Here is a 24,800-nt window from a genome sequence, read left to right as displayed (position 1 = left end):
GATCAGCAGCTTCGCTGTCGCGTACATTCGGCATCGAAGATTGGCGAAGGCAGAGGCGACATCCAATCTCCCCCCTTGCGGGGGAGATGTCCGGCAGGACAGAGGGGGGTGCCTAGACACCGCACCTCTCCCGACTGGCGCAGCGCTATGCCTTTCCCATGACCCGCGCCCTCACCCTCATGCGCCGTCGCCTCGTCGGCAGCATCTTCGTGCTGCTGATCGTCATCATCGGCACATTCCTCCTCCTGGAAGCCGCCCCCGGTGACGCGGTCGACGCCTACATCGTCTCGACCGGCGGCGACGCCGGCATGATCGAATTGCTGCGTCATCGCTGGGGCCTCGACCAGTCCGAGCTGACACGGCTCGCGAACTATCTCTGGGCGCTGCTGCATTTCGACCTCGGCCAGTCCGTTACCTTCTCGCGGCCAATTCGCGATGTCATCCTGGAACGCCTGCCGACGACACTGCTCTTGATGGTGACCGCCACCGCGCTCTCCTTCGGTTTGGGCTCGGCGCTCGGCATCTACGCCGGCGCCAGACCCGGCAGCTTTCGCGACTGCTTCCTGTCGATCGGCTCGCTGGCGCTTTATGCCGTGCCGGGTTTCTGGCTTGGCCTGGTGCTGATCGTCGTCTTTGCCGTCGGCCTGCGCTGGCTGCCGATCGGCGGCATCGAGAGCCTGGCCTCGGACAAGACCGGTTTTGACCGCGCCACCGACATCGCCGTCCACCTCGTCCTGCCGGTTTCCGCGCTCGGCTTCATCTATCTCGCGCTCTATCTGCGCATGATGCGCGCCGGCATGGCCGAGGCGTGGCGGCAGGATTTTGTGCTCGCCGCCCGCGCCAGGGGGCTGTCACGCCGCCGCATCGTGCTCGCCCATGTCGCCCGCAACGCGCTCTTGCCGCTGGTCACCATGCTCGGCCTGCAATCGGCGCAGATGCTGGGCGGCAGCGTCGTCATCGAAAGCGTCTTTGCCGTGCCCGGGCTCGGCCGGCTGGCGCAGGAAGCGGTCGCTTCGCGCGACACGCCGCTGCTGCTCGGCATCATCCTCACCAGCGCCGTCCTCGTCATTGCCGTCAACCTTGCCGTCGACATCGCCTACGCCTTCCTCGACCCGCGCGTCGGCGCCGGCGAGGCCAGCGCGTGAGCGCGCTGCCGCGGTTCCTGCGCCGGCCGGAAGCGGTCGCCGGCGCGATCATCCTGGCGCTTCTGTTCGCCATGGCGCTGTTTGCGTCGCTGCTCTTCCCCGGCGACCCGCAGGCCATTGCCGGACCAGCACTGCTGCCGCCCTTCCAGGACTGGTCGCTGCCGCTCGGCACCGACCGGCTCGGCCGTGACGTGCTGGCCGAACTGTTCCACGGCGCCCGCACCTCGCTGGCGGTCGGCCTGGCGGCGGCAGCGGCGGCACTCTTCATCGGCGCGGTCGTCGGCACGCTGGCCGGCTTTGCCGGCGGCCTTGTGGACGAGGGGCTGATGCGCATCACCGATGCCTTCCAGACCGTGCCGAGTTTTCTCCTGGCGCTGGCCTTCGTCAGCGTCGTCGGGCCGTCGCTCGGCGTCGTCGTCACGGCAATAGCGCTTGGCGCCTGGACCGGACCGGCGCGTGTAGCGCGCGCCGAAGTGCTGTCGATCCGCGAGCGTGATTACGTCGCCGGCGCTCGCGTCATCGGCATGCATCCGCTTGAGATCGCTTTTCGCGAGGTGTTGCCCAACGCGTTGCCGCCGGTGCTGGCCTTGTCCTCGGTGATCGTGGCCGCCGCGATCCTCACCGAGGCAGCGCTGTCCTTCCTCGGTCTCGGCGACCCCAATCGCGTCACTTGGGGCGGCATGATCGCCGAGGGCCGCACTGTGCTGCGCACCGCGCCCTTTCTGTCGATCGTTCCGGGCATCGCCTTGGTGCTGACCGTGCTTGGCGTCTATCTCACCGGCGAAGGCGTGGTCGAAACGACGGCGGTGCGGAGGAGCCTGTCGTGACCGCACTGGCTGAGATACGCGATCTGTCAGTGCGCTATCGGCGAGATGGCAGCGAGGTGACGGCGCTGAAGGGGGTCAGCCTGGATGTTATTGCCGGCGAGCGGCTGGCGATCATTGGCGAAAGCGGTTCGGGCAAGAGCACGCTGGCGCTGGCGGTGGCTGGACTGCTGCCGGGGTCAGCCAAGGTTAAGGGAGGGATCGATTGGTTCCTGAGATCGACAGGAGAGGCAGGCGTCAAGGCACCCCCCTCTGTCCTGCCGGACATCTCCCCCTCAAGGGGGGAGATTAAGCTCTCATCTGCGCTTTCGCCAATCACTGGCATTGCAGGAAGAGCGCTGGCCGCAAAGCTGCCAATCTCCCCCCTTGAGGGGGAGATGTCCGGCAGGACAGAGGGGGGTGTGACGGAACGCCGACCTCTCAAATTAACCGAACCCAGTACGCTCCCCCTTCCCGGTCGCGACATTGGTTTCGTCTTCCAGGACCCCTCCGCCAGCCTCGACCCCGTCATGACCGTCGGCAAACAGATCGCCGAAGTCGCCCGCACCCACCTCGGCCTCGACTGGCCACAAGCTTACGCCAAAGCCAAAACCCTGCTCCAACGTGTCCGGCTGCCCGACCCACAAACCGCCATGCGTGCTTTCCCGCACCAGCTCTCCGGCGGCCAGAAGCAGCGCGTTGCTGTTGCCGCGGCCATTGCAGCCGGTCCGAAACTGCTGATCGCCGACGAGGCGACCAGCGCGCTGGACACCATTGTGCAAGCGGAAATCGTCAGCCTCATTCGGCAACTGGTGGCGGAGGACGGCATGACGCTGCTGTTCATCAGCCACGACATCGCGCTGGCCGCCGAACTCGCAGAGCGTATCGCTGTATTCCGGAACGCCGAACTGATCGAACTCGGCCCGACGGAGCAAATCATAAACGCCCCGCGCCATGCCTATACGCGAACGCTGCTCGACGCCCATGTCGGCCTCGACGCCGATCCGCTGCTACGACGGGCGCCGGCATGAACTTGCTCACCGTCTCCGGTCTTACCAAGCGATACCGTCGTGGCGGCAAGGCCATCGCGGCCGTCGACGGTGTCTCCTTCGCCATCGAACCCGGCGAGACGCTGGCGCTGGCCGGGCCCTCCGGCAGCGGCAAGTCGACGATCGCGCGGCTGGTGCTTAGGTTGATCGAGCCCGACGCCGGCACCGTCCAGTTCGAAGGCGACGACTTTCTGCTCTTGAAGGGTGCGGCCCTGCGCACCAAGCGCGCGCGCCTGCAAATGGTGTTCCAGGATCCGCTCGCCGCGTTCAACCCGCGCGCCACGGTGGCTCGCGTGCTTGACGATCCCTTGCGCATCCATGCCATCGCTTCCCGCGCCGAGAGGCCGGCCCGCATTGCTGCCTTGCTGGATCGCGTCGGGCTGGCAGCCGATCTCGCCCCGCGCGCTATTCACGAAATCTCCGGCGGCCAGCGCCAGCGCGTCGCCATCGCCCGCGCCATCGCAACCAAACCGTCGCTGATCGTGCTCGACGAGGCGGTGTCGGCGCTCGACGTTTCGGTCCGCGGACAGATCCTTGCGTTGCTGCTCGACCTGCAAGCCAGGGAACGGATCGCCTATCTCTTCATTTCGCATGATCTCGGCGTCGTACGGGCCATCGCCCACCGCGTCGTTCTTCTCGACGCCGGGCGGATCGCCGAGAGCGGCGACGCCCGCAACGTAGTCGACGCGCCGCAATCGGCAATCGGCAAGGCGCTGGTTGCGGCGGCGCCAAGATTGGACAGAAGCAGCAGGCAAGTGCCATGACCGAACCAGAAGCCAGAGCCGAAAAACTCTCGCGCGAACTCGATTCCGCCTTCCGTAACCGCGCCGATCTCTACCGTCTGTTTCTCGACGAGCTGACCGGCGAACTCGGCGCGGAAAAGGCCGAGGCGATCATGATCCGCACCATCGAGCAGCGCGGCAAGGAGGTGGCGGCGGCCGCCTTCGTCCGTTTCGGACCTAACGACGCGCCGGCCATCGGCGAGGCATTTTTGGCCGTCAGCCCGGATGGCGGCCTGATGTATCCGACCGATGTCGAGCGCGGGCCGGACCACATCGCCTTCAAGGTGAAGCGTTGTCCGCTGAAGGACGCCTGGGTCGAGGCCGGTGTCGGTGATGAAAAACTCGCCACGCTCTGCCGCATCGCCGGCGCTTTCGACCGTGGTCTGTTCGAGGCAACGGGCGTGCGCTTCGACAATGTCACCTGGACGCCGGGCCACGGCTCCGGCTGCTGCCACATCGCGCTGACCAACCGGGATGCCGCCGAATAAGCAGTTGCTGATCAGCCGGCGGCAAACACATGCAGCTCCGTGCCCGCCTGTTCGGCAGCAGTGCGCAGGTCGGCCTTCGGTTCGCTGTCGGTGACGATATCGGCAATGTCATCGAGCCCGCAGATGCGTTCGAGACTGCTGCGGCCAAACTTGTCGTGGGTCACCACCAGCACCGTCGACAATGAACGCGATATCATCGCGCGTTTAACGGCTGCGGCGCCCGAGATCATGTCGCTCGGACCATCGGCGCTTATCCCCGATGCCCCGATAATGGCGACGTCGGCATTGTAGCGGCGCAGGAACTCGACGGTGTCTTCGCCCAACACGCTGCCTTCCCGGCTATCATAGGTCCCGGGGCAGAGCAGCACCCGAAAGGTCGGATTGGCGCCGGCCACAGAGGCCACTCCGGTGGAATTGGTGATGATGGTCAGGTCGCGCTTCAGCTGCGAAAGGTTGCGCGCCACCTCATAGGTGGTCGAACCGCCATCGATCATCACGATCTGGCCCTTCTCGACAAGGCTTGCCGCGCCGCGGCCGATGCGGGCGCGCTCCTCGATCAGGGTCAGGCCACGCTCGGAAATCACCGGTTCTGATGTCACCAGCGAGATCGTCGCACCGCCATAGGTGCGGTTGATCAGTCCGGCATCGCCGAGTTCGATGAGATCGCGGCGGATGGTCTCGCCGGCGACGCCGATGCGCCGTGCGAGCTTGGAGATGCGTATCGACGCCGACCGGCGCACTTCCGAAAGGATAAGCGCGTGCCGCTCCTTCTTCGTCAGTCGGCCTTGGTCCATGACTATTCCATTCCCTTTGCAGCAATCAGCGCGTCGCCAAGCTCGGCAAATCCCTCCGCGCCGCGCCCGCTTGTGACGAAGGCGGGAGACGCAGGAAGCTCGCCGGCGAAGTCCAGCACATTAGCGACGCCGACGCTGTTGGGGAAGAAGCCGAACATTGGTGCATCGTTTGGACTATCGCCGACGAAGACAATGCTGTCCTTGTCGTGGTCGATATCTATACCGAAACAGTCCCGCAAGAATAGCCGGCTTGTCGACAGTTTGTCGTATTTGCCGAACCAGCCATTGACGTGGATGGACGAGATTTTCGCCGTCGCGCCATAGCGCTGGAAGATGCCGACGATCTTCAGAACCTCGGTTTTGGGCAGCGGCGCCACGTCCTCGCAAAAATCGATCGCCAGATCGGCCTCGCGATAGGCCTGGTCGGCCGCGACCGCCGCACCCGGAACTTCGCTCAGAACGGTTTGCTCGATCTCCTTGAGGCGTGCGGCATCGGCCTGCCGTTCGGCAGCGCTCTTGGCGTAGTGGCGAACAATCCGCTTTTTGGCGTCGTCGTAGCGGAAATAGAAGGCGCCGTTCTCGCCGATCACGCCGTCCACCGGCCATTGCCGGGCGATCAGGTCGCACCAGCCGGCAGGGCGGCCGGTAACCGGCGCGACAATGAAGCCGGCCTGCTTCAGCCGCTCGAGCGCCGCATAGGCTTTTGCCGGCAACCGCCCCTTGTCGGTCAAGGTGTCGTCTATGTCGGTCAGCACGACAGCGATGTTGCGCCGGTCCGGCGCGGTGAAGTCGGTGAGCGGACGCAGCACCCGCTCAGGCTCCCGCCGCAACCGTTTCGAGCGAGGCAGCAGCGACGTCGAGCATGGTGAACCTGTCGCGGATCAGCCGCGCATTGGCGACCGCCTCGTCGTAGAAGCCAGCCGGTATGGCGACCTCTTGCGGCGTGGTCGGGGCGCCGGCGGCACGCAGTGCTGCCGCGATCTCGCGCGCCGGGCGTGCCACCCGCAGCAGCCTTTCGCGATGCGAGCGCCACTGCCTGGCCAGCATGGTGTTGACAGCGTCCGCCCGTTCGCGGTCCAGCAGCTTGGGCTTGAATGCCGCCCAGCAGGAACGTCCGAGCGTTTCGCCGAAGATTTCGATGAAGCGGTCTGGCGTATCGGCGGACGGCGCGAGCTGCAGCTCCCGCAGCGCCAGCACGCGTTCCTGTAGCCGCGCCATCGTCAACGTCGTCACCGCTATGTGCTCGCCGTGATGCGCCTCGGGCAATCCCTGGCCCCGCATGTCGATATAGTGGGCGATGAGATGTTCGCCCTGACTGGCCGGATAGGAGCCGCCGCACAAAGTCATGCCAAGGCCCGACATGACCAGCGTGCGCACCAGCACTTCCGTCGCCTCAAGGTCGCCGGTCCCGAGTTCGCCGGCTTTGGCGATAAGCGCCTCCTCGTCCTCGGCCAGAAGCATGAACGGCGCCTCCCGGTAGGGCGTGCCGAGCAACAGATGCGCCATCAGCCAATCGGTCTGCGCGGTCGGCCGCGCCATCGAATCGCCGAACCCGGCAGCGATCAGCCGGTGCGGCGCTCGCGCCATGACATCGAGATCGAGGAAGACACCGACCGGCAGGCTCGCCGTCAGCGATTTCTTCAGGCCGTCCTCTGTGATTGCCGCAGACACCGAGGTGTAGCCGTTCATCGACGGCGCGGTGCCGAACACCGCATAGGGCTTTTGGGTCAGATGGGCGGCATATTTGGTGATGTCATTGATCGAGCCCGATCCGACCGCGACCAGACCGCTGGCGTCTTTCGTGCGGGCGATCACCGATCGCACGGTGTCCATGTCGGGATGCGGATGGCGCGGCAGGATGATCTTGTCGACATCGCTGGAGCCGCGCAGCGCAATCGACACTCTCTCGCCGAGAGCCAGCCTTGTGTCGGGATCCATGACAACGGCGAGCCTGCGGCCGAGCGGCAGCGGCTTGACCAGCGCATCGGCTTCATCGCCGAGACCGCGCCCTATGACGATGGTCTTCAGCGGCACCGACAGCATTCCCTGGCTATCCGGGTCAGGCAGCGTGCCGGCAATAAGGCGATCGAGCATTTGTCTGGACATAGGATGCAGTCCGGTCAGTCAGCATGAAGCGGGGTCAGGGCATCGAACAAGGTGCGATACCGGCGGTAACTTCTGTCGTAGGCGGCCTTGGCGGAAGGATCAGGGTCGATCGTCTCGACGTGGCCGGCCAGCCTTTCAGCCGCCTGCTGCACTGAGGAGGTAAGGCCGATGGCTGCGGCGGCAAGGATTGCCGCACCGATCGGCGAGGCATCGGCCGCACCCGCGATCTCGACCGGCCTGCCGCTGACATCGGCACGGATTTGCGCCCATACCCGGCTGCGCGCGCCACCGCCTGAGAGCCGGATGCGATCCGTCGCGATATCGAGATCGTCCAGCCGGTCGACCACGTCGCGCATGGCAAAGGCACAGCCCTCCAGCACGGCACGGGCACAAGCGGCTTTGCCGTGGAAGGATGTCAGGCCGTAGAAAGCGGCACGCGCTTCGGCGATCCAGCGCGGCGCCATGGCACCGGACAACGCGGGCAAGAACAGCAAATCGTCGCTGCCGGCAACCACCGTCGCCGCCAGTTCCGACATCGCCGCCGGCGAATCGACGCCGAAGGTTGTTAGAAACCACGTCACCGCCCCGCCCGAGAGCCATCCGGGATTGGAGATGAAATAGCCGTCGCCGAGAAAGCCATGGGTCTCGACCAGGCCGCCGGGGTCGAGGCGAAGCGTGCCGGACACCGCGCCGACCACTTCGGCCGTGCCGAGATTGCAGGCGACGACACCGGGCACGACAACCCCGGCGCCTATGGCGGCCGAAAAATCATCGCCGGTGCCGACCGCCAGCGGCGTGCCCACAGGAAGACCGGTGAGCTCGGCGCCGGCGTGGGTCAAGGCGCCGGCGATCTCAGATGCATCGTCGATGCCGGGCAATTTATCTGCATCGATGTCGAAGGCCGCCAGCAGATCGCCGGCATAATTGTGCTCCTTCAGCCCATAGAGCATGGTCGTCGAGGCCAGCGCGTGATCGATGACGGCACGACCGCACAACGCTGCGACCACGAATGATACAGGTTGATGCCAGAGCGCCACTCGGCGCGCTTCGGGCAGGTTGCGCGCGGCCCAGCGGATTTTCGCCGCCATATGGGTGGCGTCCAGAACGAGACCGGTGCGCTCACGGATGAAGTCCGGGTCGATGCCGGCGATCTCTCCTGCCGCCCGCCGGTCCATCCAGATGATGCACGAAGCCAGCGCCTCACCATTGCGATCGACCGCGACGCAGCCGTCGAGCTGGCCGGCAATGGCAATACCCTTGATGTCGGACGGCGCAAGCCCAGCCTTGTCGAGCGCGCCGGCAATGGCCGGCTTGAGCGCCGCCAGCCACAGCGCCGGGTTCTGTTCGGCCCAGCCGGGCGCCGGGAAGGCCGGCTGGTACAACACAGCGGCCTCGCCACGCAGCCGCAATTCGTCATCGACAACGATCGCCTTTAGGCTTTGTGTGCCGAGATCGATGCCGATGACTGGCATTAGACACGCTCGCAATCCGCGAGGACATCCCGCAGTTGCGAGAGGATAGAACCTTTCGTCGGCGAATAGGAGCCATCGAAAACCGCTGTGCCAATGGTAAAAGCGTTGGCGCCGGCCAGCTTGATTGCCTTGATGCGATCGGCTGATGCCACAGCGCCGGCGACGATCAGATGCCGCGACGGACCAAGCCCGCGCCGGGCTGCGCGCACCAGTTCGGCCGGGTCGGCCTCGGTGGCGCGATAGGCGAGGATGTCGCATCCCGCACAACCCTTCTCGGCAAAGGCGCGGCAGTCGGCCTCGACATCCTCAGCCGAACCGCCGAGCTTGGTCGGATGGCCGACCGGCCGCCCGGGAAAAGGGTAGTATTCGGTGCCGCTCCCCTCCAGCAACGCCATGATCTCGTCGACCTGGGTACCACCGAGCAGGCGCTGGATGCCGAGATCCCTGGCGATGCGCGCGGAATTAAGGCAGGCCTCAGCCGTCGTCGAGACAACTTCCATGTAAGTGGTGGCGCCTGTCCGGCCAATGGCGACAGCGAGCTTGCGCAGCACATCCGGCGCGACGCCAATATCCTTGAAGCCGACATGCTTCAGGCCGACCGGCTCAATCAAACCGACCAGGTCGAGACAGTCCTCGACCGTGCGATCGTTGCGCGTCAGCATGAAGATGAAGTCCATCCGAAAGGTCCCTCGCCTGGTCGGGAAAGCCGGTTTGCTGCCGGTCTGTTAACACCTCCCAACCATTTGTTGCAAGGTGCCACATTTTGATTTGCAGTACCACACATTTTATGACAAAACGGGCGCCGGCCCGCCAGGCACGACTTCTAGGGAGAGGGAAGAATGCTCAAGCCGCTGAGACGTACCGCGTCCAGACTGCTCGTCGCAGTCGTATTTGTGTGGCCCCTGACGTGGCAAGTGACACAAGCGGCCGCGTGGGATCTGAAAGAGGCGTCGAAACGCTATAGCGGCCAGACCATCCGCATGGTCGGCGAGGCGCTGCCGCCGCTCGAAGCGCTGAAGAAGATGGCGCCGGAGTTTGAAAAACAGACCGGCATCCATGTCGAAGTCGAGATGTACGAGCACTCGGAAGCCGTCAACAAGGTGCAGCTCGATCTCAACTCGCACCGCGGCCGCTACGACGTCATCATCCAGCCGCATCGCGAACTCGGCAAGTTCGCCACCAACAACCATCTGGTCGAAATCGCCAAGATGATGGCCGACCCGGCTTTGCGCGATCCGAGCTTCGAGCCGGAGAAGCAGCTCTACCAGACCGCCTGGCACGAAATCTCCTGGTATGACGGCAAGGAGTACGGCTTCCCCTTCACAGTGCTCAACATGTTCATGTGGTATCGCTCGGACCTGCTCGCCGATCCCAAGGAGCAGGCAGGCTTCAAGGCCAAGTATGGCTACGACCTCGCTCCCGCCAAGGACTGGAAGCAATACCGCGATATCGCCGAATGGTTCTATCGCCCCGACCAGGGTTTTTACGGCACCGCCCTGCAGGGCAAGCGCCATGAGGCACTGTGGTATGAGTGGCTCAATTTCCTTTATTCCTTCGGCGGCGACGTGCTCGACGTGAAGAGCGGCTCGGCCTGCGGCCCGGTCATCGTCAACAGCCCCAAGGCCGTCGCCTCGCTCGAATATTACAAGAGCCTGCTGCAATTCTCCCCGCCGGACAGCCTCAACTATTTCTGGGACGATGTCATGGCGCTGATGCAGCAAGCCAAGGTCGCCGAGCTGATCATGTGGAACGACGCCACCTATGCCGTGTCGGTCGACACAACCGCCTCCACCGTCGTCGGCAAGGTCGGCTTCGATCTCGTGCCGCAAGGCGAAGGCGGCAAGATCGGCCAGGTCGAAGGCTGGACCTATCTCATCCCTATCTATTCGAAGAACCCACAGGCCGCCTTCCTCTTCGTCCAGTGGATGATGGGCTATGACCGCCAGCTCGAGCAGCATCTCAATGGCGGCGCCTCGGGCCGGCCCGATGTCTATGCCTCGGCGGAGGTGCAGAAACTGCCCTACGCCAAGGCCTCGATGGAGGCCAACGAGCATGCGGTGCCGAAGGCGACGCTGCCGCAATCGGCCGAGATGACCGACATACTAGTGCGCGAACTGTCATCCTACCTCGCCGGCGAAAAGGAGGCGCAGGCCGCCCTCGACACCGCCGCCACCGACATCTCGACATTGCTCGGTTCTTGCGCACCCATGACCTATCCGGCACGATAGGCCTTGAGATGTCGCGCAGAGGCTACCCGCACAAGCGGGTAGCCGTTCTTGTCCGCAGGAAACGCCCGTGACGAACCGCACTCCATCGCCGCGCGGAATGCCGCTTCTCGACCGTGGGGTGGGGCCGCTCTTGATGCTGCCGGCGACGCTGCTCGTCGTCGTCTTCCTGGTCGGCCCGTTCTACTACATGGCCTACACCGCGCTGACCGACCTCAGCTTCGCCGACGCCAGCCATGCCGGCGCCTTCGTCGGTTTCGACAATTTCCGCAAGCTGATGCGCAACGACCCATTCTTCTGGGCATCGTTCCTGCTGACGCTGAAATTCGTCATCATCGCCGTCGGCCTGGAATTCCTGCTCGGCTTTGCGCTGGCCTTCCTGATCTTCCGCTTCGTCGCCAGCCAGCGGCTTCTCACCACACTGCTGCTCATCCCGATGATGATCGCGCCGGTCGCCGTCGGGCTGATCTGGCGGCTGCTGTTGCAGGGCGATTTCGGCATGCTCACCTTCTACATGCGCAAGGTCGGCCTGCTGGCGCAGAATTCGGCGGTGCTTTCGGCACCCGACCTGGTGTTTCCGACCATCGTCGCCATCGATGTCTGGCAGTGGACGCCTTTCGTCACCCTGATCATGCTCGCCGGCATGATGAGCCTGCCGCGCGCGCCGTTCGAGGCGGCAATGATGGATGGCGCCAAACCGTTCCAGATTTTCCGAGACGTCATGCTGCCGCTGCTGCGGCCGGTCATCGCGCTCGTGCTGCTGCTGCGCGGCATCGACGCCTTCAAGGAGTTCGACAAGGTTTTCCTGATGACCGGCGGCGGTCCGGGAACGCTGACCGAGCTGGTCTCGATCTACGCCTACCGCGTCAATTTCCGTAACTGGGACCTCGGCTACGGCGCCGCGGTCGCCTTCATGATCTACCTCGTCGTGCTGATCCTGTGCTCGGTCTTCTACAAGGCCGTCTACTGGTCGAGCCGCAAGCAGGCGGCGGCGTTTTGAGGGCGCGGCGATGATCGATCAATCCACCAACCGCGCCTGGAAAAGCTTTGCCTGGGCGGTGTTGCTCGTCGCCGTCGTGGTGTCGCTGACGCCTTATGTCTGGATGGTGCTGGCGTCGTTCAAGAACCGCGTCGATCTTCTGTCTTCTGTGCCGAAATGGATTTTTTCGCCGACGCTTGCCAACTATCCCGCCGTCTTCATCGACAAGGGATACTGGCCGCTGGCGATCAATTCGGTGCTGATCTCGGTGTCGTCGACCATACTCTGCATCGTCATCGGCGCGCCAGCGGCCTATGGCTTTGCCCGCTCGGATTTTCCCGGCAAGGAAGACCTGTTCTTCTTCTTCCTGACCACGCGCATGGCGCCGCCGATCTCAATCGCCGTGCCGCTGTTCCTGTTCTTCACCTCGCTGGGCCTGATCGACACCATCTACGCCGTTGTGATCGCCCACACCTCCTTCAACCTGTCGCTCGTCGTCTGGATGATGCGCGGCTTCTTCGCCGAAATCCCCAGGGAGATCGACGAAGCCGCGATGATGGACGGCCGCTCGCGGCTCGGCGCATTCTTCTTCGTCGTCGCGCCGCTGGCCGCACCCGGCATCGGCGCCACAGCGGTGCTCTGCTTCATCCTGTCGTGGAACGAGTTCCTCTATGCCTTCATCCTCGTCGCTTTCGACGGGCGGCCGCTGACCGTCGGCATACCCGGACTGGTGACGCCGCATGGCACGCTCTGGGGACAAGTCGCGGCAGTCGCGATCGTGGCAACGCTGCCGATCGTGCTTTTCACTTTCCTTGTCCAGAAACAGCTCGTCCGCGGCCTCACCTTCGGCGCGGTCAAGGGTTGAAGGGATCTTGTATGGCAATTGTTTTCGACGGCGTCACCAAGGCCTTCCCGGACGGGACGGTGGCGCTGCAGGCGCTCGATCTTGCTTTCGAGCCCGGCGAATTCCTGGTTCTGCTCGGCCCGTCCGGTTCCGGCAAGACGACAGCCTGCCGGCTGCTCGCCGGGCTGGAGCGGCCGACCGCCGGGCGCATCATGGTCGAGGGCCTCGATGTCACCGACCTGCCGCCGCGCCTGCGCGGCATGGGCATGGTGTTCCAGAACTATGCGCTCTACAGCCATAAGAGCGTCTACGAGAACATCGCCTATCCCTTGCGCATCCGAAAGATGCCGGCTGCCGAGCTCGACCGCTGCGTCCGCGCCATGGCCGAGCTGCTTGAGATCACCCGTTACCTAGACCGCCGCCCTTCGCAATTGTCGGGCGGCCAGGCGCAGCGCGTGGCTGTGGCCCGCGCCCTGGTCTGGCAACCTAGCCTCTGTCTGATGGACGAGCCGCTGTCCAATCTCGACGCCTTGTTGCGGCTCCACATGCGCACCGAGCTGAAGCGTCTGCATCGCGAGCTGAAAAAGACCTTCGTCTTCGTCACACACGACCAGGAAGAGGCGGTGACGCTGGCGACCAGGGTCGCGGTGTTGCGCGAAGGCGCACTGATCCAGTACGACGACCCGCGCGAGATTTATCGGCGGCCTGCCAATCGCTTCATCGCCGAATTCATCGGCCGTCCAGCGATGAACACGTTCGATGGCGATGTCCGCGCCGGCGTCTTCCACGCCAGCGGTTTCACTTGCCCGCTGCCGGGAAAGCCTGACGGCCCGATCGTGCTCGGCATTCGCCCGGAACAGATCCAGCTGGTCGACGCCTCCGCAAGCGATGCCATCCAGTTTGCCGTCGACGTCGTCGAACCGGTCGAGCCGGACGTCCTGATCTTCGCCAAGAGCGAGGCCAACGCGCTGATCGTCAGGACCGTGAATGACGATCGCGCTTTCGATCCCGGCCAGCCGCTTTATCTACGCTTTCCGCCGGCAGCGCTGCACACATTCGATGCGGTGTCGGGAGCGCGGCTGCCGTGAGCACGCTGCTCGCTTTGGTGCCGCTGGCCGCCGCTGCTCTGGTCTGGCGGCTGTTCTACAGCTTCAACCGGTCGCGGCGCTGGTTCTCGATGTGCGAACTCATCTTCTGGGACGCCATTGCACTGGTAATCCTGCAGCTTGTCTGGCTGATCTGGTTCTGAATGCGCATTCCAGCAACGCAGATCAGTAGCCCAGCGCACAACCGTCCTTGCGCGGATCGGAGGCACCGGTGAGCGTGCCCTTTTCCCAATCGATCAGCACCAGCTGCCCGCCGCCATGCGGCTCCTCGGCGATCGAAACCTGATGGCCGCGCTGACGCAGGCCGGCGATCGCCTCAGCCGGAATCCCGCGCTCGGCCAGCACGGCATTGTCCTTGTAGAACACCCGTGGCGCATCCAGTGCCTGCTGCGGGTCCATCCCGAAATCGATCATGTTGGTCAGCAGATGGACATGGCCGAACGGCTGGTAGCCGCCGCCCATCACCCCGAACGGCATCACCACCTTACCCCCTCGCGTCGCCATGCCAGGCATGATGGTGTGCATCGGTCGCTTTCGCGGCGCGATACGATTTGGATGGCCTTCCGTGAGGCGAAAACTGCTGCCGCGATTCTGCAGCACGACGCCTGTCTTGGGACCGACGACGCCGCTGCCGAAGGAACCGAAGGTCGAGTTGATGAAGCTGACTGCATTGCGGTCGCGGTCGACCACGGAGATATAGACGGTGTCGCTGCGCGGCAGCTCAAGCCGCGGCAGATGCGTCATGGCGAGGGCCGGATCGATGGCGGCGCGCAGCCGCTCCGCATAGGCTGCCGACAGCAGTTGTTCGACGGGGACCTGGACGAAATCCTGGTCGCCGATGAAAGTATCGCGGTCCTGGTAGGCAAGCCGGCCGGCTTCGATCTCGAGATGCAGCCGCTGGGCACTGTTCGGCTCCAACGAACCAAGGCTGAAGCCCGAAAGCACATTCAGCATGATCAGCGCCGTCATGCCCTGATTGTTCGGTGGCATCTGATGGATATCGTAGCCGCGATAGGACGTATTCACCGACGTGACGTAGTCGCCTTGGGTCTCGGCGAAATCCTCCAATGCATGCAGCCCGCCCAGCGCGCGAAGACGTTCCACCAGATCGTCCGCGACCGCACCTTCATAAAACCCTGCACGGCCTCGGTTGGCGATGATGCGCAAGGTGTCCGCCAAGTGCGGCTGCCGATGCACATCGCCGGCTTGCGGCGCCCTTCCCTCGGGCAGGAATATGCGCGCGGCATGTTCATCGGCTGAAAGCAGGGCGACCTCGTCAGCCCAGTCGAAGGCGACGCGATCATGAACGACATAGCCTTGTTCGGCATAGCGAATGGCCGGAGCCAGCGCGGCGTCGATGCCCTTCCTGCCGTGATCTTCAAGCAGCCGGCACCACGCGTCGATGGCGCCCGGCACGGTGACGGCGTGTGGACCGGTTCCAGGCAATTGGCTATGGCCCTGCTCCAGATACCAATCGGCATTTGCAGCAGCAGGCGACCGCCCCGAGCCGTTGAAAGCCAGCACCTCGCCCTCGCCTTTGGGGGAGTAGAGCACAAAACAGTCGCCACCGATGCCGGTCGATTGCGGCTCGACCACCCCTTGCACTGCCGCCGCACAGACGGCGGCATCCATGGCGTTGCCGCCGGAGCGCAGCATGTCGATAGCCGCCAGCGTCGCCAACGGATGCGATGTCGCCGCCATCGCTTCTGTCGCGCGAACCGGCGAGCGTCCGGTGAGTTGAAAATCACGCATGCAATCCTCTGATGATCCACCCGCCGGTAGTAACCTCAATGCTTGATACGGTCGCGCATGGCGTACCACAACATCCCCAGCACATAGAGCGGACCACGTAGCGCCGTACCGCCCGGGAACGGCATCGGGGTCAAAGTCGAGAACAGGTCCAGCCGCGAGGCGTCGCCCGTAATCGCTTCGGCCAGCAGCTTGCCCGACAGCGTTGACAGGATGACGCCCTTGCCGGAATAGCCATGCGCGAAATAGACCTCGCCATAGTGCCCGACATGCGGCAGCCGCGACGTGGTCACCGACACCAGACCGCCCCAGGCATGATCGATGCGGCAGCCCTTCAGTTGCGGGAAGGTGGCCTCCATGTGCGGCCGCACGAAGCCGGCGATGTCGGCCGGCGGCGATGGCGTGTAGCGCTCGCCGCCGCCGAATAGCAGCCGACCGTCCGCCGACATGCGGTAGTAGTTGACGACGAAGCGTGTGTCGGACACCGCGACATTGGCCGGGATGACATTGTGTTTGCCCTCCAGCGGTTCGGTGGCGACGATGTAGTTGCCGACCGGCATGATGCGGCTGTTGACGCGCGGCTCCAGCCCATGCAGCAACGCGTCGCCGGCCAGCACGACATGATTGGCCCTTACCGACCCCTGCGCCGTCGAGACCCGGATCGAAGGCTCGCGCTCCAGCTTCACCGCGACGGAATTTTCGTGGATGACGACACCGGCCGCCACGGCGGCATGGGCAAGGCCAAGCGTGTAGTTCAGAGGATGCATATGGCCGCCGAGCGGCTCATACATCGCGCCATGATAGGGCGTGTCCACCTTGCCGCGTGCCTGCGCCGCCGACAGGATCTCGACGTCGCGGAACTTCATCACGCTCTCGAGGCATTTGGCCTCGTCTTCGAGATCCCTGAGGTCGGAGCCATTAACGGCACCGACGAGATGGCCGGTCAGCCGCAGATCGCAGTCGATGGCGTGGCGCTCGATGATGTCGAGCACCAGGCCCCGCGCCTCGAAGGCGAGGTCGAACAGCGCCTTCGCCCGCTCGGGGCCGTAGAGCTTGACCAGCCCCTTGGCGCCTTTGCGCAGGCCGGGGATCATCTGGCCGCCATTGCGGCCCGATGCCCCCCAGCCGATCTTGCCGCCTTCGAGCAGCACCACCTTCAGGCCGCGCACGGCGGCGTGTAGGGCGGCCGACAGGCCGGTGCAGCCGCCGCCCACCACCACCAAATCGGCGTCGACATCTCCCGCCAGCGCCGGATGGTCCGGCGCCGGATTGGCGGTGGCGACATAATAGGAATTGCCGATATCGAGGCTCGAATTGAAACCCGTTGAGCCGGAGGCCATGATCACACCTTCAGCAGCAAATGGTCGCGTTCCCAGCTCGTCACCACGCTCTGGAACAGGTCGAGTTCGACGCTCTTGACGCGCAGATAGGTCTGGAAAAAATCCTCGCCGAGCAATACCCGCACCGGCTCGCAAGCAGTGAAACGATCAAGCGCCTCCTCCATCGTTTTCGGCAGCGTGCTTTTGATCCTGTAGGCATTGCCCGAGGCCTCAGCCGAGCGCGCCAGCTTCTGCTCGACGCCGAGATAGCCGGCAAGCAGCGAACCGGCGATCGCCAGATAGGGATTGCAATCCGCACCCGGCAAGCGGTTCTCTACCCGCCGGGCGGCGCGGCCACCGGCCGGCACGCGCAGGCCGCAGGAGCGGTTGTCGTGCGACCATTCGATGTTGGCCGGCGCGCTGTGGTTTGGACGGATACGGCGGAACGAGTTCACGTTGGGTGCGAATAGCGGCATGATCTCGGGCACATATTTCTGCAGGCCGCCGATGAAATGGCCGAACATTTCGGTGTCTGCATCATCTCTGTCGGCAAACAGCGCGGCGCCTGTCGTTTCATCGACGACAGACATGTGCAGATGCATCGAGCTGCCGGCCTGCGCGGCGATCGGCTTGGCCATGAAGGTGGCGTGCATGCCGCTCTGCTGCGCTGCCTGGCGCGTCAGCCGCTTGAACAGCAGCACCTGGTCGGCGAGTGGCACCGCGTCGCCGTGCAGCAGATTGATCTCCAGCTGCCCGGTGCCCGATTCATGGATCAGCGTGTCGAGCGGCAGGCCGGCGGCTGCGGCATAATCATAGACGCGCCTTATCACCGGCTCGAATTCTTCCAGCGCCACCATGTCATAGGGATGCTGCGAGCCCTCGGCGCGGCCATTGGCGCCAACCGGTGCCGTCAGCGGCTGGTCGGGATTCGGATTGGGCGCGGTCAGATAGAATTCGACTTCCGGCGCCACCACCGCGCGCCAACCGCGCTTCCGGTAGAGATCGAGCACGGCGCGCAGCACATGTCGTGGCGAGGCCATCCAGGGCTTGCCTTCCATGTGGAAGGCGTCGGCGAAGACATAGGCTTTGCCAGCGCCACCGCCCGGCGCCAGGCACAGCGTCGACATATCAGGCACCATGCGCATATCCGGGTCTTGATAGGCAAAGCCTTCGTCGATCGAACCGGAGTAGCGGCCATCTATGCTGACCAGGAAAGCGCTGCTCGGCAGGTAAAGTGCGCGGTCTTCCAGCGCCTTGAGGAATTTTGCTGTCGGCAGCGCCTTGCCGCGCAGCACGCCATTCATGTCGGGCACCAGGCACTCGACCTCCGTGATGCCGTGCTGGGCGAGCCAGGCCTTGGGATCGTTGCCGGTGAAGAGAGCGGTGTTGGTATTTTTGTCCTGCATTTTGGTTCACGTACCTATGAGAGAGAGTATGGCTTGCGCGGCCACATCCGTTCCAGGGGTCAGCGCCATCTTGGCAGCATTGTCCCTGAGGCGGGCGCGCATCGCATCGTCGGCCAGCAGGCCGAGAATGGCTCTCTCCAATCCCCCTTCGGTCCAGGCGTCGCGGCCGATATGGTCGCCCACGCCCGTCTCTCCCGCGCGTTGCGCATTGTCATGTCCGTCCCAGCAATAGGGCATGATCAGCGACGGCACGCCGAAGCGCAGCGCCTCGCAAAAACTGTTGTTTCCTCCGTGATGAATAAACAGGTCCGACTTCGCCACCACCGAAGGCTGCGGAAACCAGGCGTCGAGATAGACATTGTCCGGCACCGCGCGGTAGGCGTCGCGCAGGCCGCCGGCATTGATGATGAAGCGCGCCGGCAGCCGGTCGAAGACGGCGAGCATGCGTTCGATCAGCCCGACATCCATCGCGCCGAGACTGCCGAAGCTGACATAGACCAGCGGCCCGCCATTGCGCGGAAACACCGGCACCTCGAACGGCCCTTCCGAGCGCACGCAGCCTTCGAGATAAACGAAGCGTTTGGGGTCGAGCGGCTCGGCCCGCTCACGCCGTACGATCGCTGGCGTCAGCAGCAGATTGAGGTCGGGTGATGTCTCGAGGAACAGGCCCTTGGGCAACGGCGCCAGGCCGGCATCCGCGCGAAAACGGTTGAAGCGCTCATGCGCGGGTGCGGAGGCCGCGAGATAGCGCGCTTCGAACGCCGCACGTTGCGGGTCGTCGGCACCCATCCCCGAGAGATAGGGCGGCACCTCGGCATCCGGCAGTTCCGTCTCGGCACAGGAGACGACGCGCACCCACGGGCAGCCGGCGGCGGCGATCGCCGGGAACATGATGACGTTGTCGAGCACCACCACATCCGGCTTCAGCCGCGCCAGCAATTGGCGCAGCGGCGCCTCGGCGTTGACGGCGGTGTCGACGATCGCTTGCCAGGTCGGCGCGACATAGGTCTCGAGCTGGTCGATCGGGCTCAGCCGGAAATGCGGCAGGTGCCGGCGCACGAAGGCCTGCCAATAGCTCTGCCGCTCGCTGTCGCTCAGCGGCTCATCCGTCGGCAGATGGTATTCCTGGAAGCCATAGTCGGTAAAGACGCCGGAGAAGCCGGCATGGCAGATGAAGACGGGGCGAGCGCCCCGTGCGCGCAATGCCTGTGCGATACCGACGCAATTCAACGCGGCGCCGAAACTGGCTTCGGGAAACAGCGCGATGGTCGGGCTGGCTTTACGCGTCAATTATTCCTCTTCAATCCGGCCGGCTGATCATGCCGAACAGTGCGGGAGCTCCGCGGCTGGCTGCTTGCGGTCGCTGGCTGCGGGAGAGCCGCAGGTGGATGCGAAGCAGATCGGCAGCCACCTCATACTGCCGGCTTTCAAGATAGTCGAGTATGCCCGAGTGTTCGCGCAACGATTGCCGCAGCCGAAACACGTTGACGCCGGAATAGATGCCCGGCAGCCGGCGCAGGCGGAGATGATCGGCCAATGCATCCGACACAAAACGGTTGGCGCAGCCCTCGGCGATCATGCCATGAAAATCCATGTCCAGCCGCTGGAACTCGCGCGTGTCGAATGTCTCGTCCGGCAGCGCTGCAAGCGCTTCCATGCCTTGCCGCAACATTGCTGCCCGCGCCCCGTCCAGCCGAAAGCCTGGCGTCAGGATGGCCGCCGGCTCCAGCACCAGGCGGAACTCGTAGCTTTCGCCTTGCGCCTCCGGATCGTCCGGCGCGCGGCGAAACAACCAGGATTGCCCAGGCGCACGATCCAGAAGATTCTCGTCGGTCAGTTTGTTAAGTGCTTTTAGTACCGTCTTGCGATCAGCGTCGTAGCGTCGCATCAGCCCCGCGATGGTCACCGTCTGGTCCAACCGTCGCGCCGAGCGGTCGCGCAGGATGGCTTCGGCGAGCTCGTCTTCCTCCGCATTGGGTAGTTCGGCGGCAATGGCGGGCTGGGCGGCGAGGTCGACCGTCAGATGATAACCGCTGTCGGCCTCCCAACGCACCACGCCCCGTTCCGCGAGCAGGCCGAGTGCGGCGCGTACGGGCGTGCGCGAGACATTGCACAGCGAGGCGATCTGCTGTTCGGGCAGGCGGGCGCCAGGCTCGAAGCCACGCTGCCGCGCCACATCCAGGATGCGCTGCGCCAGATCGAGATGGTTGGTGCGAGGTCGTCTGGCTACGGCTTGCATGACTTTTCTCGAATACGAATGTGGCGCATTGGTCTGGCTGATCGCCGGAACAGGGACAATCGGCCAAATTCCTCCGTCGGTTGACAGATTATGGATTGACGTACTTTTTTCTGCAATAGTACTGTCGGCACAATCGGCGAGAAAAGACCGAGGGAACAGGATCGAGGCAGGCGCGCGCGTCGCCGGCCTTGGTCCGGCAAATGATTTCGACGAGCAAACCGAATGGGAGACTGCCATGACCGCTACCAGCCTGCGGCGCCGTGCGCTCAATACATCCTCAATCGCTCTCGGTCTCGCCCTGACGCTCTCGGGGCCGGCCGCCGCAGCCGACCTCGTTATTTCGAACTGGGATGGGTACATGGCACCCGACGCCATGGCCGCTTTCAAGACCGCCACCGGCGTTGCCGGCGAAGTGGTGGTGCACGCCACCAATGAAGAGATCATGGGCAAGCTGATTGCCGCCGGCGGCAAGGGCTATGACGTGGTCTTCGTCTCCTCGCCCTTCGCCGAAGTATTAAACAAGCTTGGCCTGACCGAGCCGATCGACCATGCCAAGATCCCCAACCTCGCCAACCTCTATCCCGAAGCGACCAAGCTGCCGCACGATGCCGGCAACGCTTTTTCCGTGCCTTACACCTGGGGCACGACGGGCCTCTGCTACCGCTCTGACCTTGTCAAGACGGCGCCCACGAGCTGGAGCGACCTGCTCGCCCCTTCCGACGAGATGAAGGGCAAGACCACCATGCTGGCGACCGATCGCTGGCTGCTGGCCGCCGGGCAGCTCGACAAGGGCTATTCGGTCAACGAGACCGACCCGGCCAAGATGGCCGAGGTCAAGGACCTCTTGATCTCCGCCAAGAAGACCCTGCTCGCCTATGACGACACCACCTTCTATTCCAAGCTGGTTTCCGGCGAGGCGCTGATGGTGCAGGCCTGGGACGGCTGGTGCAATTACGGCATCGCCGACAAGCCGGAGATCAAATACGTCATCCCTAAAGAAGGTTCGGACCTGTGGGTCGACACGATGGTGGTGATGAAGGCGTCCGAGCACAAGGACGACGCCTTCAAGTTCATCAACTTCATGCTCGACGCCAAGAACCACGCCTGGGCGGCGCAGAACATCGACTACAAGGTGCCGAACAAGCCGGCGATGGAAAGCCTGCCGGCCGACTTCCTGGCCAAATTCCCCAACATGGCGATGCCGGTGGCCGATCTCGTCAAGTTCGAGCAGTTGCGTGACGTCGGCGAAGCCCAGCGCGACTATTCCAAGATCGTCAGCGAGATCAAGGCCGCGCAGTAAGCGGCGCAGACTTCACGGCCGGCAGCACTTCTGCCGCCGGCCCTGAGCGGTACCCGAGAAATTGTCCCAGACCCGCCTTCGTTCCTCTCTGCTGATGGCCCCGGCGCTGGTCTGGCTGACCGCGCTGATGGTTATTCCATGCGCCCTGGTGCTGGCGCTCGCCTTCTTCCGGCGCGGCGTCTATGGCGGCATCGACTACACTTTGACGCTGGAAAATTTCGGGTTGGTCTTCGACCCGCTCTATGCCGGCATCTTCCTCAACTCAGCACGTATCGCCGGCACCGCGACCTTGATTGCGGTGGTGATTGGCTATGCCGCAGCCTATGCGATCGCGGCCGCACCGCGCCGGTGGCAGCCAATTTTCCTGTTCTTCGCCGTGCTGCCGTTCTGGTCCAACTATCTGATCCGCACCTATGCCTGGATCGTGCTGCTGAACCGCGAAGGGCTGATCACCCAGCTCTTGCGCTGGTTCGGCTACACCGGCGAACCGCCCTCGATGCTCTATACCGAAGGCGCGGTCATCGCCGGCCTCGTCTACAACTATCTGCCCTTCGTCATCCTCGCCTGCTACGCGCCGCTGTCGCGCCTCAACCCGGAACTGGCCGAAGCATCGCGCGATCTCGGCGCTTCGGCCGCCACCACCTTCCGACGTGTCATCCTGCCGCTGACCGTGCCCGGCATCGCTGCGGGCGCCGTCTTCGTCTTCGTGCTGTCGATTGGCAATTTCGTCACCCCGGCGCTGCTTGGCGGCGGCCGCTTCCAGATGATCGGCAACCTCGTCTACGACCAGTTCCTGACCGCCAATGACTGGCCGTTTGGCGCGGCATTGGCGATGGCGCTGATCGCCATCATGCTTCTGGTGCTGATGGCGCAGGCGCTCGCCGCCGACCGCGCCGCGGGGCGTGCGACTGAGGCAAGGGGCGACGCCGATGGCTGAGCGCTGCGCAATTCTTGCCTTCTCCCCGTTCACCGGGAGAAGGTGCCCCGAAGGGGCGGATGAGGGGCGGCGTCAACCTTTGCGACGCTCAGCGCTGCCCCTCATCTGCCTGCCGGTATCTTCTACCCGTGAACAGGGAGAAGGACTCTGGTCGTTCGCTTGCCTTCCAATTGTCGGAGGCCGGCGATGACCCATTCCTTCACCCGTACGCTCGGCATGCGGACGATCCTCACCCTCGTCTTCGCCTTCCTCTACATCCCCATCGCCGTGCTGGTGGCGCTGTCCTTCAACGAAGGCGGATTGCCGACGGCATGGTCGGGCTTTTCGCTGAAATGGTATGCCTCGCTGGCCGGCAATTCCGCCATCCTTTCCGCTGCGCTCAACACGCTGATCGTGGCGTTGGTCTCCACGGCCATCGCCACGCTGCTCGGCACGCTGCTGGCCATCGGCATCGAGATGCGCCGGCAATACGGCAGGGGTCTCGAGGCGCTGATCTTCGCACCGATGATCATCCCCGACATCGTCCTGGCGATCGCTCTGCTGTCGTTCTTCTCCATGCTAAACCTGACCATGGGCCTGCACACCATCATCCTCGCCCATGTCGTCTTCAACCTCGCTTTCGTCTGCTCGGTGGTGCGCGCAAGGCTAAAGAGCTTCGACTGGTCGATCGTCGAGGCCTCCGCCGACCTCGGCGCCTCGGCTCTGACCACCTTCCGGCGTGTGACATTGCCGGTCATCGCGCCGGCAGTGATCGCCGGCGCGCTGCTTGCCTTCACGCTGTCGGTCGACGAGTTCATCATCGCCTTCTTCACCGCCGGTGCCGGCCGCGCCTCGACGACGCTGCCGATGCAGATCTACGCCATGATCCGCTTCGGCATCACGCCGGAGATCAACGCGCTGGCGACCATCGTCATGGCGGTATCCATCACCGCGCTGACCCTGTCGCAGCGGCTCAACCGTGGGATCATCGGCCAATGAGCGAACCGCGCACGCTGCTGGCCATTGATAACGTTTCGAAGAAGTTCGGCCGGGTCACCGCCGTCGACGGCATCTCGCTCGACATCCGCGAAAACGAGTTCTTCGCGCTGCTTGGACCCTCCGGCTGCGGCAAGACCACGCTGCTGCGCATGCTGGCCGGCTTCGAGACGCCAACCGACGGCCGCATACTGCTCGATGGCAAGGACATCGCCCGGACCCCGCCCAACAAGCGGCCGGTCAATCTGATGTTCCAGTCCTACGCGCTGTTCCCGCATATGAGCGTGCGCGCCAATGTCTCCTACGGGCTGGAGATGGAGCGCTTGCCGAAAGCTGAAATCCGTTCCCGCGTCGAGGCCATTCTGGCCACCACCGAGCTTGTCCCCTTCGCCGACCGTAAGCCTGAGCAATTGTCGGGTGGCCAGAAGCAGCGCGTCGCGCTCGCCCGCGCGCTGGTCAAACGGCCTCGGTTGCTGCTGCTCGACGAACCGCTGGGCGCGCTGGACAAGAAACTGCGCGGCGCCATGCAGATGGAGCTGAAGCGCCTGCAGCACGAAGTCGGCATCACCTTCGTCATCGTCACCCACGACCAGGAAGAGTCACTCGTCATGGCCGACCGCATGGCGGTGCTCAAGGACGGCCAGCTGCTGCAATGCGACACGCCGCACGTGATCTACGAGCATCCCACCGACCGTTTCGTCGCCGACTTCATCGGCGTGATGAATTTCGTACCGGGCAAGGTGTCTGCGGATGGCGTGATCGCCGCGAACGGCGCGCGCATCACCGGCAAGGTTCCCGCCAAGCTCACAACCGGCGCTTCCGCTGTCGCTTCGGTGCGACCCGAGCGCATCCGGCTGTTCCCGTCAGCCGAGACCGCCAACCGCACCGCCGGCACGGTTGAGGCGCTGGCCTATCACGGGCTCGACCTGCAGCTGCATGTCCGCACGCCTGTGTCGCCAAAACCATTTCTGGTGCGCGTCACCGCCGATGCCGCCGACCGCCGGCCGGTCTCGTCGGGCGATCAGGTCGAACTCGGCTGGGACGCCGCCAATGTCAGAATTTTTCAGGAATAGGAGAGCTTG

General features: G+C 64.3%; 24 protein-coding genes. 14 read left to right on the top strand and 10 right to left on the bottom strand.

Annotated elements, in window-relative coordinates:
* Nucleotides 1-158: 158 nt before the first annotated feature.
* Genes ACYG9Y_RS00220 through ACYG9Y_RS00200 form a run of 5 tightly spaced genes read left to right on the top strand, consistent with a single transcriptional unit; the run spans nucleotide 159 to nucleotide 4,267 of the window.
* Nucleotides 159-1,145 (top strand): ABC transporter permease, encoded by a 987-nt coding sequence (locus tag ACYG9Y_RS00220; RefSeq protein WP_023737501.1) that lies wholly within the window; start codon nucleotides 159-161, stop codon nucleotides 1,143-1,145.
* On the top strand, nucleotides 1,142-1,972 hold the full coding sequence (locus ACYG9Y_RS00215) for an ABC transporter permease (protein WP_023735154.1): 831 nt from the start codon (nucleotides 1,142-1,144) through the stop codon (nucleotides 1,970-1,972). Before ACYG9Y_RS00220 ends, ACYG9Y_RS00215 begins: the two co-directional genes overlap by 4 nt.
* Nucleotides 1,969-2,979 carry an ABC transporter ATP-binding protein gene (locus ACYG9Y_RS00210; protein WP_023749076.1) on the top strand — a complete coding sequence of 337 codons (1,011 nt, stop codon included), beginning with the start codon at nucleotides 1,969-1,971 and terminating at the stop codon, nucleotides 2,977-2,979. The genes ACYG9Y_RS00215 and ACYG9Y_RS00210 overlap by 4 nt, the downstream gene beginning before the upstream one ends.
* The gene (locus ACYG9Y_RS00205) at nucleotides 2,976-3,761 is read left to right on the top strand and encodes an ATP-binding cassette domain-containing protein (RefSeq protein ID WP_023737499.1); all 786 of its coding nucleotides are present in this window, start codon (nucleotides 2,976-2,978) and stop codon (nucleotides 3,759-3,761) included. The genes ACYG9Y_RS00210 and ACYG9Y_RS00205 overlap by 4 nt, the downstream gene beginning before the upstream one ends.
* Nucleotides 3,758-4,267: an L-2-amino-thiazoline-4-carboxylic acid hydrolase gene (locus ACYG9Y_RS00200; protein ID WP_023701464.1), complete on the top strand. Its 510-nt coding sequence runs from the start codon at nucleotides 3,758-3,760 to the stop codon at nucleotides 4,265-4,267. Before ACYG9Y_RS00205 ends, ACYG9Y_RS00200 begins: the two co-directional genes overlap by 4 nt.
* 11 nt (nucleotides 4,268-4,278) lie before the next feature.
* On the opposite strand, the gene ACYG9Y_RS00195 is transcribed toward ACYG9Y_RS00200, so the two are convergent.
* From ACYG9Y_RS00195 to ACYG9Y_RS00175, 5 genes are read right to left on the bottom strand one after another with little or no spacing between them, the layout of a single operon-like run.
* Nucleotides 4,279-5,061, bottom strand: coding sequence for a DeoR/GlpR family DNA-binding transcription regulator (locus tag ACYG9Y_RS00195; protein WP_023672930.1), 783 nt, complete (start codon nucleotides 5,059-5,061; stop codon nucleotides 4,279-4,281).
* A 2-nt stretch (nucleotides 5,062-5,063) separates the two neighbouring features.
* Nucleotides 5,064-5,867, bottom strand: coding sequence for an HAD-IIB family hydrolase (locus tag ACYG9Y_RS00190; RefSeq protein ID WP_023737498.1), 804 nt, complete (start codon nucleotides 5,865-5,867; stop codon nucleotides 5,064-5,066).
* A gap of 7 nt (nucleotides 5,868-5,874) precedes the next feature.
* Nucleotides 5,875-7,167 (bottom strand): iron-containing alcohol dehydrogenase, encoded by a 1,293-nt coding sequence (locus ACYG9Y_RS00185; protein ID WP_084567111.1) that lies wholly within the window; start codon nucleotides 7,165-7,167, stop codon nucleotides 5,875-5,877.
* 14 nt (nucleotides 7,168-7,181) lie between these two features.
* The gene (locus tag ACYG9Y_RS00180) at nucleotides 7,182-8,639 is read right to left on the bottom strand and encodes a xylulokinase (RefSeq protein ID WP_023737497.1); all 1,458 of its coding nucleotides are present in this window, start codon (nucleotides 8,637-8,639) and stop codon (nucleotides 7,182-7,184) included.
* Nucleotides 8,639-9,316: a beta/alpha barrel domain-containing protein gene (locus ACYG9Y_RS00175; protein ID WP_023737496.1), complete on the bottom strand. Its 678-nt coding sequence runs from the start codon at nucleotides 9,314-9,316 to the stop codon at nucleotides 8,639-8,641. Before ACYG9Y_RS00175 ends, ACYG9Y_RS00180 begins: the two co-directional genes overlap by 1 nt.
* A gap of 237 nt (nucleotides 9,317-9,553) precedes the next feature.
* Between ACYG9Y_RS00175 and ACYG9Y_RS00170 the strand changes: the two genes are divergently transcribed.
* The 5 genes from ACYG9Y_RS00170 to ACYG9Y_RS00150 all read left to right on the top strand — a co-directional run bounded on the left by ACYG9Y_RS00170 (nucleotide 9,554) and on the right by ACYG9Y_RS00150 (nucleotide 13,936).
* A complete protein-coding gene (locus ACYG9Y_RS00170) occupies nucleotides 9,554-10,867 on the top strand; it encodes an ABC transporter substrate-binding protein (protein ID WP_023737495.1) in 1,314 nt (437 codons plus the stop codon).
* A gap of 67 nt (nucleotides 10,868-10,934) precedes the next feature.
* Nucleotides 10,935-11,864 carry a carbohydrate ABC transporter permease gene (locus tag ACYG9Y_RS00165; RefSeq protein WP_155921510.1) on the top strand — a complete coding sequence of 310 codons (930 nt, stop codon included), beginning with the start codon at nucleotides 10,935-10,937 and terminating at the stop codon, nucleotides 11,862-11,864.
* 10 nt (nucleotides 11,865-11,874) lie between these two features.
* Nucleotides 11,875-12,708, top strand: coding sequence for a carbohydrate ABC transporter permease (locus ACYG9Y_RS00160; protein WP_023737493.1), 834 nt, complete (start codon nucleotides 11,875-11,877; stop codon nucleotides 12,706-12,708).
* An 11-nt stretch (nucleotides 12,709-12,719) separates the two neighbouring features.
* Nucleotides 12,720-13,775: an ABC transporter ATP-binding protein gene (locus tag ACYG9Y_RS00155; protein ID WP_023672937.1), complete on the top strand. Its 1,056-nt coding sequence runs from the start codon at nucleotides 12,720-12,722 to the stop codon at nucleotides 13,773-13,775.
* The gene (locus tag ACYG9Y_RS00150; protein WP_023737492.1) at nucleotides 13,772-13,936 is read left to right on the top strand and encodes a hypothetical protein; all 165 of its coding nucleotides are present in this window, start codon (nucleotides 13,772-13,774) and stop codon (nucleotides 13,934-13,936) included. The genes ACYG9Y_RS00155 and ACYG9Y_RS00150 overlap by 4 nt, the downstream gene beginning before the upstream one ends.
* Before the next feature lie 22 nt (nucleotides 13,937-13,958).
* On the opposite strand, the gene ggt is transcribed toward ACYG9Y_RS00150, so the two are convergent.
* The 5 genes from ggt to ACYG9Y_RS00125 are packed head-to-tail and all read right to left on the bottom strand — an operon-like array spanning nucleotide 13,959 to nucleotide 20,506.
* The gene (gene ggt / locus ACYG9Y_RS00145; protein WP_023737491.1) at nucleotides 13,959-15,545 is read right to left on the bottom strand and encodes a gamma-glutamyltransferase; all 1,587 of its coding nucleotides are present in this window, start codon (nucleotides 15,543-15,545) and stop codon (nucleotides 13,959-13,961) included.
* 35 nt (nucleotides 15,546-15,580) lie between these two features.
* A complete protein-coding gene (locus ACYG9Y_RS00140; protein ID WP_031253182.1) occupies nucleotides 15,581-16,882 on the bottom strand; it encodes an NAD(P)/FAD-dependent oxidoreductase in 1,302 nt (433 codons plus the stop codon).
* Between the two features lie 2 nt (nucleotides 16,883-16,884).
* Nucleotides 16,885-18,267: a glutamine synthetase family protein gene (locus ACYG9Y_RS00135; RefSeq protein WP_023737489.1), complete on the bottom strand. Its 1,383-nt coding sequence runs from the start codon at nucleotides 18,265-18,267 to the stop codon at nucleotides 16,885-16,887.
* 6 nt (nucleotides 18,268-18,273) lie between these two features.
* The gene (locus ACYG9Y_RS00130) at nucleotides 18,274-19,557 is read right to left on the bottom strand and encodes a glycosyltransferase (RefSeq protein WP_023737488.1); all 1,284 of its coding nucleotides are present in this window, start codon (nucleotides 19,555-19,557) and stop codon (nucleotides 18,274-18,276) included.
* A gap of 10 nt (nucleotides 19,558-19,567) precedes the next feature.
* The gene (locus ACYG9Y_RS00125) at nucleotides 19,568-20,506 is read right to left on the bottom strand and encodes a GntR family transcriptional regulator (RefSeq protein WP_023737487.1); all 939 of its coding nucleotides are present in this window, start codon (nucleotides 20,504-20,506) and stop codon (nucleotides 19,568-19,570) included.
* 235 nt (nucleotides 20,507-20,741) lie between these two features.
* Between ACYG9Y_RS00125 and ACYG9Y_RS00120 the strand changes: the two genes are divergently transcribed.
* The 4 genes from ACYG9Y_RS00120 (at nucleotide 20,742) to ACYG9Y_RS00105 (ending at nucleotide 24,791) form a co-directional block, all read left to right on the top strand.
* Entirely contained in the window at nucleotides 20,742-21,806 is a 1,065-nt protein-coding gene (locus ACYG9Y_RS00120; protein ID WP_023698839.1) for a polyamine ABC transporter substrate-binding protein, read from the top strand.
* Between the two features lie 94 nt (nucleotides 21,807-21,900).
* A complete protein-coding gene (locus ACYG9Y_RS00115) occupies nucleotides 21,901-22,743 on the top strand; it encodes an ABC transporter permease (protein WP_023737486.1) in 843 nt (280 codons plus the stop codon).
* 186 nt (nucleotides 22,744-22,929) lie between these two features.
* Entirely contained in the window at nucleotides 22,930-23,721 is a 792-nt protein-coding gene (locus ACYG9Y_RS00110; RefSeq protein ID WP_023672946.1) for an ABC transporter permease, read from the top strand.
* The gene (locus tag ACYG9Y_RS00105; protein ID WP_023737485.1) at nucleotides 23,718-24,791 is read left to right on the top strand and encodes an ABC transporter ATP-binding protein; all 1,074 of its coding nucleotides are present in this window, start codon (nucleotides 23,718-23,720) and stop codon (nucleotides 24,789-24,791) included. The genes ACYG9Y_RS00110 and ACYG9Y_RS00105 overlap by 4 nt, the downstream gene beginning before the upstream one ends.
* Nucleotides 24,792-24,800: the final 9 nt, after the last annotated feature.

The sequence above is a fragment of the Mesorhizobium sp. W050 genome, from assembly GCF_054719535.1.
Note: the sequence above shows the minus strand (reverse complement) of the source record. Positions and strands in the feature narration are given on the sequence as shown.

Bases quoted from the DNA above. Each gene is read 5' to 3' on its own strand.
- ACYG9Y_RS00220 (WP_023737501.1), top strand. From the start codon at position 159: ATGACCCGCGCCCTCACCCTCATGCGCCGTCGCCTCGTCGGCAGCATC.
- ACYG9Y_RS00185 (WP_084567111.1), bottom strand. From the start codon at position 7,167: ATGTCCAGACAAATGCTCGATCGCCTTATTGCCGGCACGCTGCCTGAC.
- ACYG9Y_RS00135 (WP_023737489.1), bottom strand. From the start codon at position 18,267: ATGCAGGACAAAAATACCAACACCGCTCTCTTCACCGGCAACGATCCC.
- ACYG9Y_RS00205 (WP_023737499.1), top strand. From the start codon at position 2,976: ATGAACTTGCTCACCGTCTCCGGTCTTACCAAGCGATACCGTCGTGGC.
- ACYG9Y_RS00200 (WP_023701464.1), top strand. From the start codon at position 3,758: ATGACCGAACCAGAAGCCAGAGCCGAAAAACTCTCGCGCGAACTCGAT.
- ACYG9Y_RS00180 (WP_023737497.1), bottom strand. From the start codon at position 8,639: ATGCCAGTCATCGGCATCGATCTCGGCACACAAAGCCTAAAGGCGATC.
- ggt (WP_023737491.1), bottom strand. From the start codon at position 15,545: ATGCGTGATTTTCAACTCACCGGACGCTCGCCGGTTCGCGCGACAGAA.
- ACYG9Y_RS00160 (WP_023737493.1), top strand. From the start codon at position 11,875: ATGATCGATCAATCCACCAACCGCGCCTGGAAAAGCTTTGCCTGGGCG.
- ACYG9Y_RS00105 (WP_023737485.1), top strand. From the start codon at position 23,718: ATGAGCGAACCGCGCACGCTGCTGGCCATTGATAACGTTTCGAAGAAG.
- ACYG9Y_RS00155 (WP_023672937.1), top strand. From the start codon at position 12,720: ATGGCAATTGTTTTCGACGGCGTCACCAAGGCCTTCCCGGACGGGACG.
- ACYG9Y_RS00125 (WP_023737487.1), bottom strand. From the start codon at position 20,506: ATGCAAGCCGTAGCCAGACGACCTCGCACCAACCATCTCGATCTGGCG.
- ACYG9Y_RS00175 (WP_023737496.1), bottom strand. From the start codon at position 9,316: ATGGACTTCATCTTCATGCTGACGCGCAACGATCGCACGGTCGAGGAC.
- ACYG9Y_RS00115 (WP_023737486.1), top strand. From the start codon at position 21,901: ATGGCCCCGGCGCTGGTCTGGCTGACCGCGCTGATGGTTATTCCATGC.
- ACYG9Y_RS00120 (WP_023698839.1), top strand. From the start codon at position 20,742: ATGACCGCTACCAGCCTGCGGCGCCGTGCGCTCAATACATCCTCAATC.
- ACYG9Y_RS00110 (WP_023672946.1), top strand. From the start codon at position 22,930: ATGACCCATTCCTTCACCCGTACGCTCGGCATGCGGACGATCCTCACC.
- ACYG9Y_RS00140 (WP_031253182.1), bottom strand. From the start codon at position 16,882: ATGGCCTCCGGCTCAACGGGTTTCAATTCGAGCCTCGATATCGGCAAT.
- ACYG9Y_RS00195 (WP_023672930.1), bottom strand. From the start codon at position 5,061: ATGGACCAAGGCCGACTGACGAAGAAGGAGCGGCACGCGCTTATCCTT.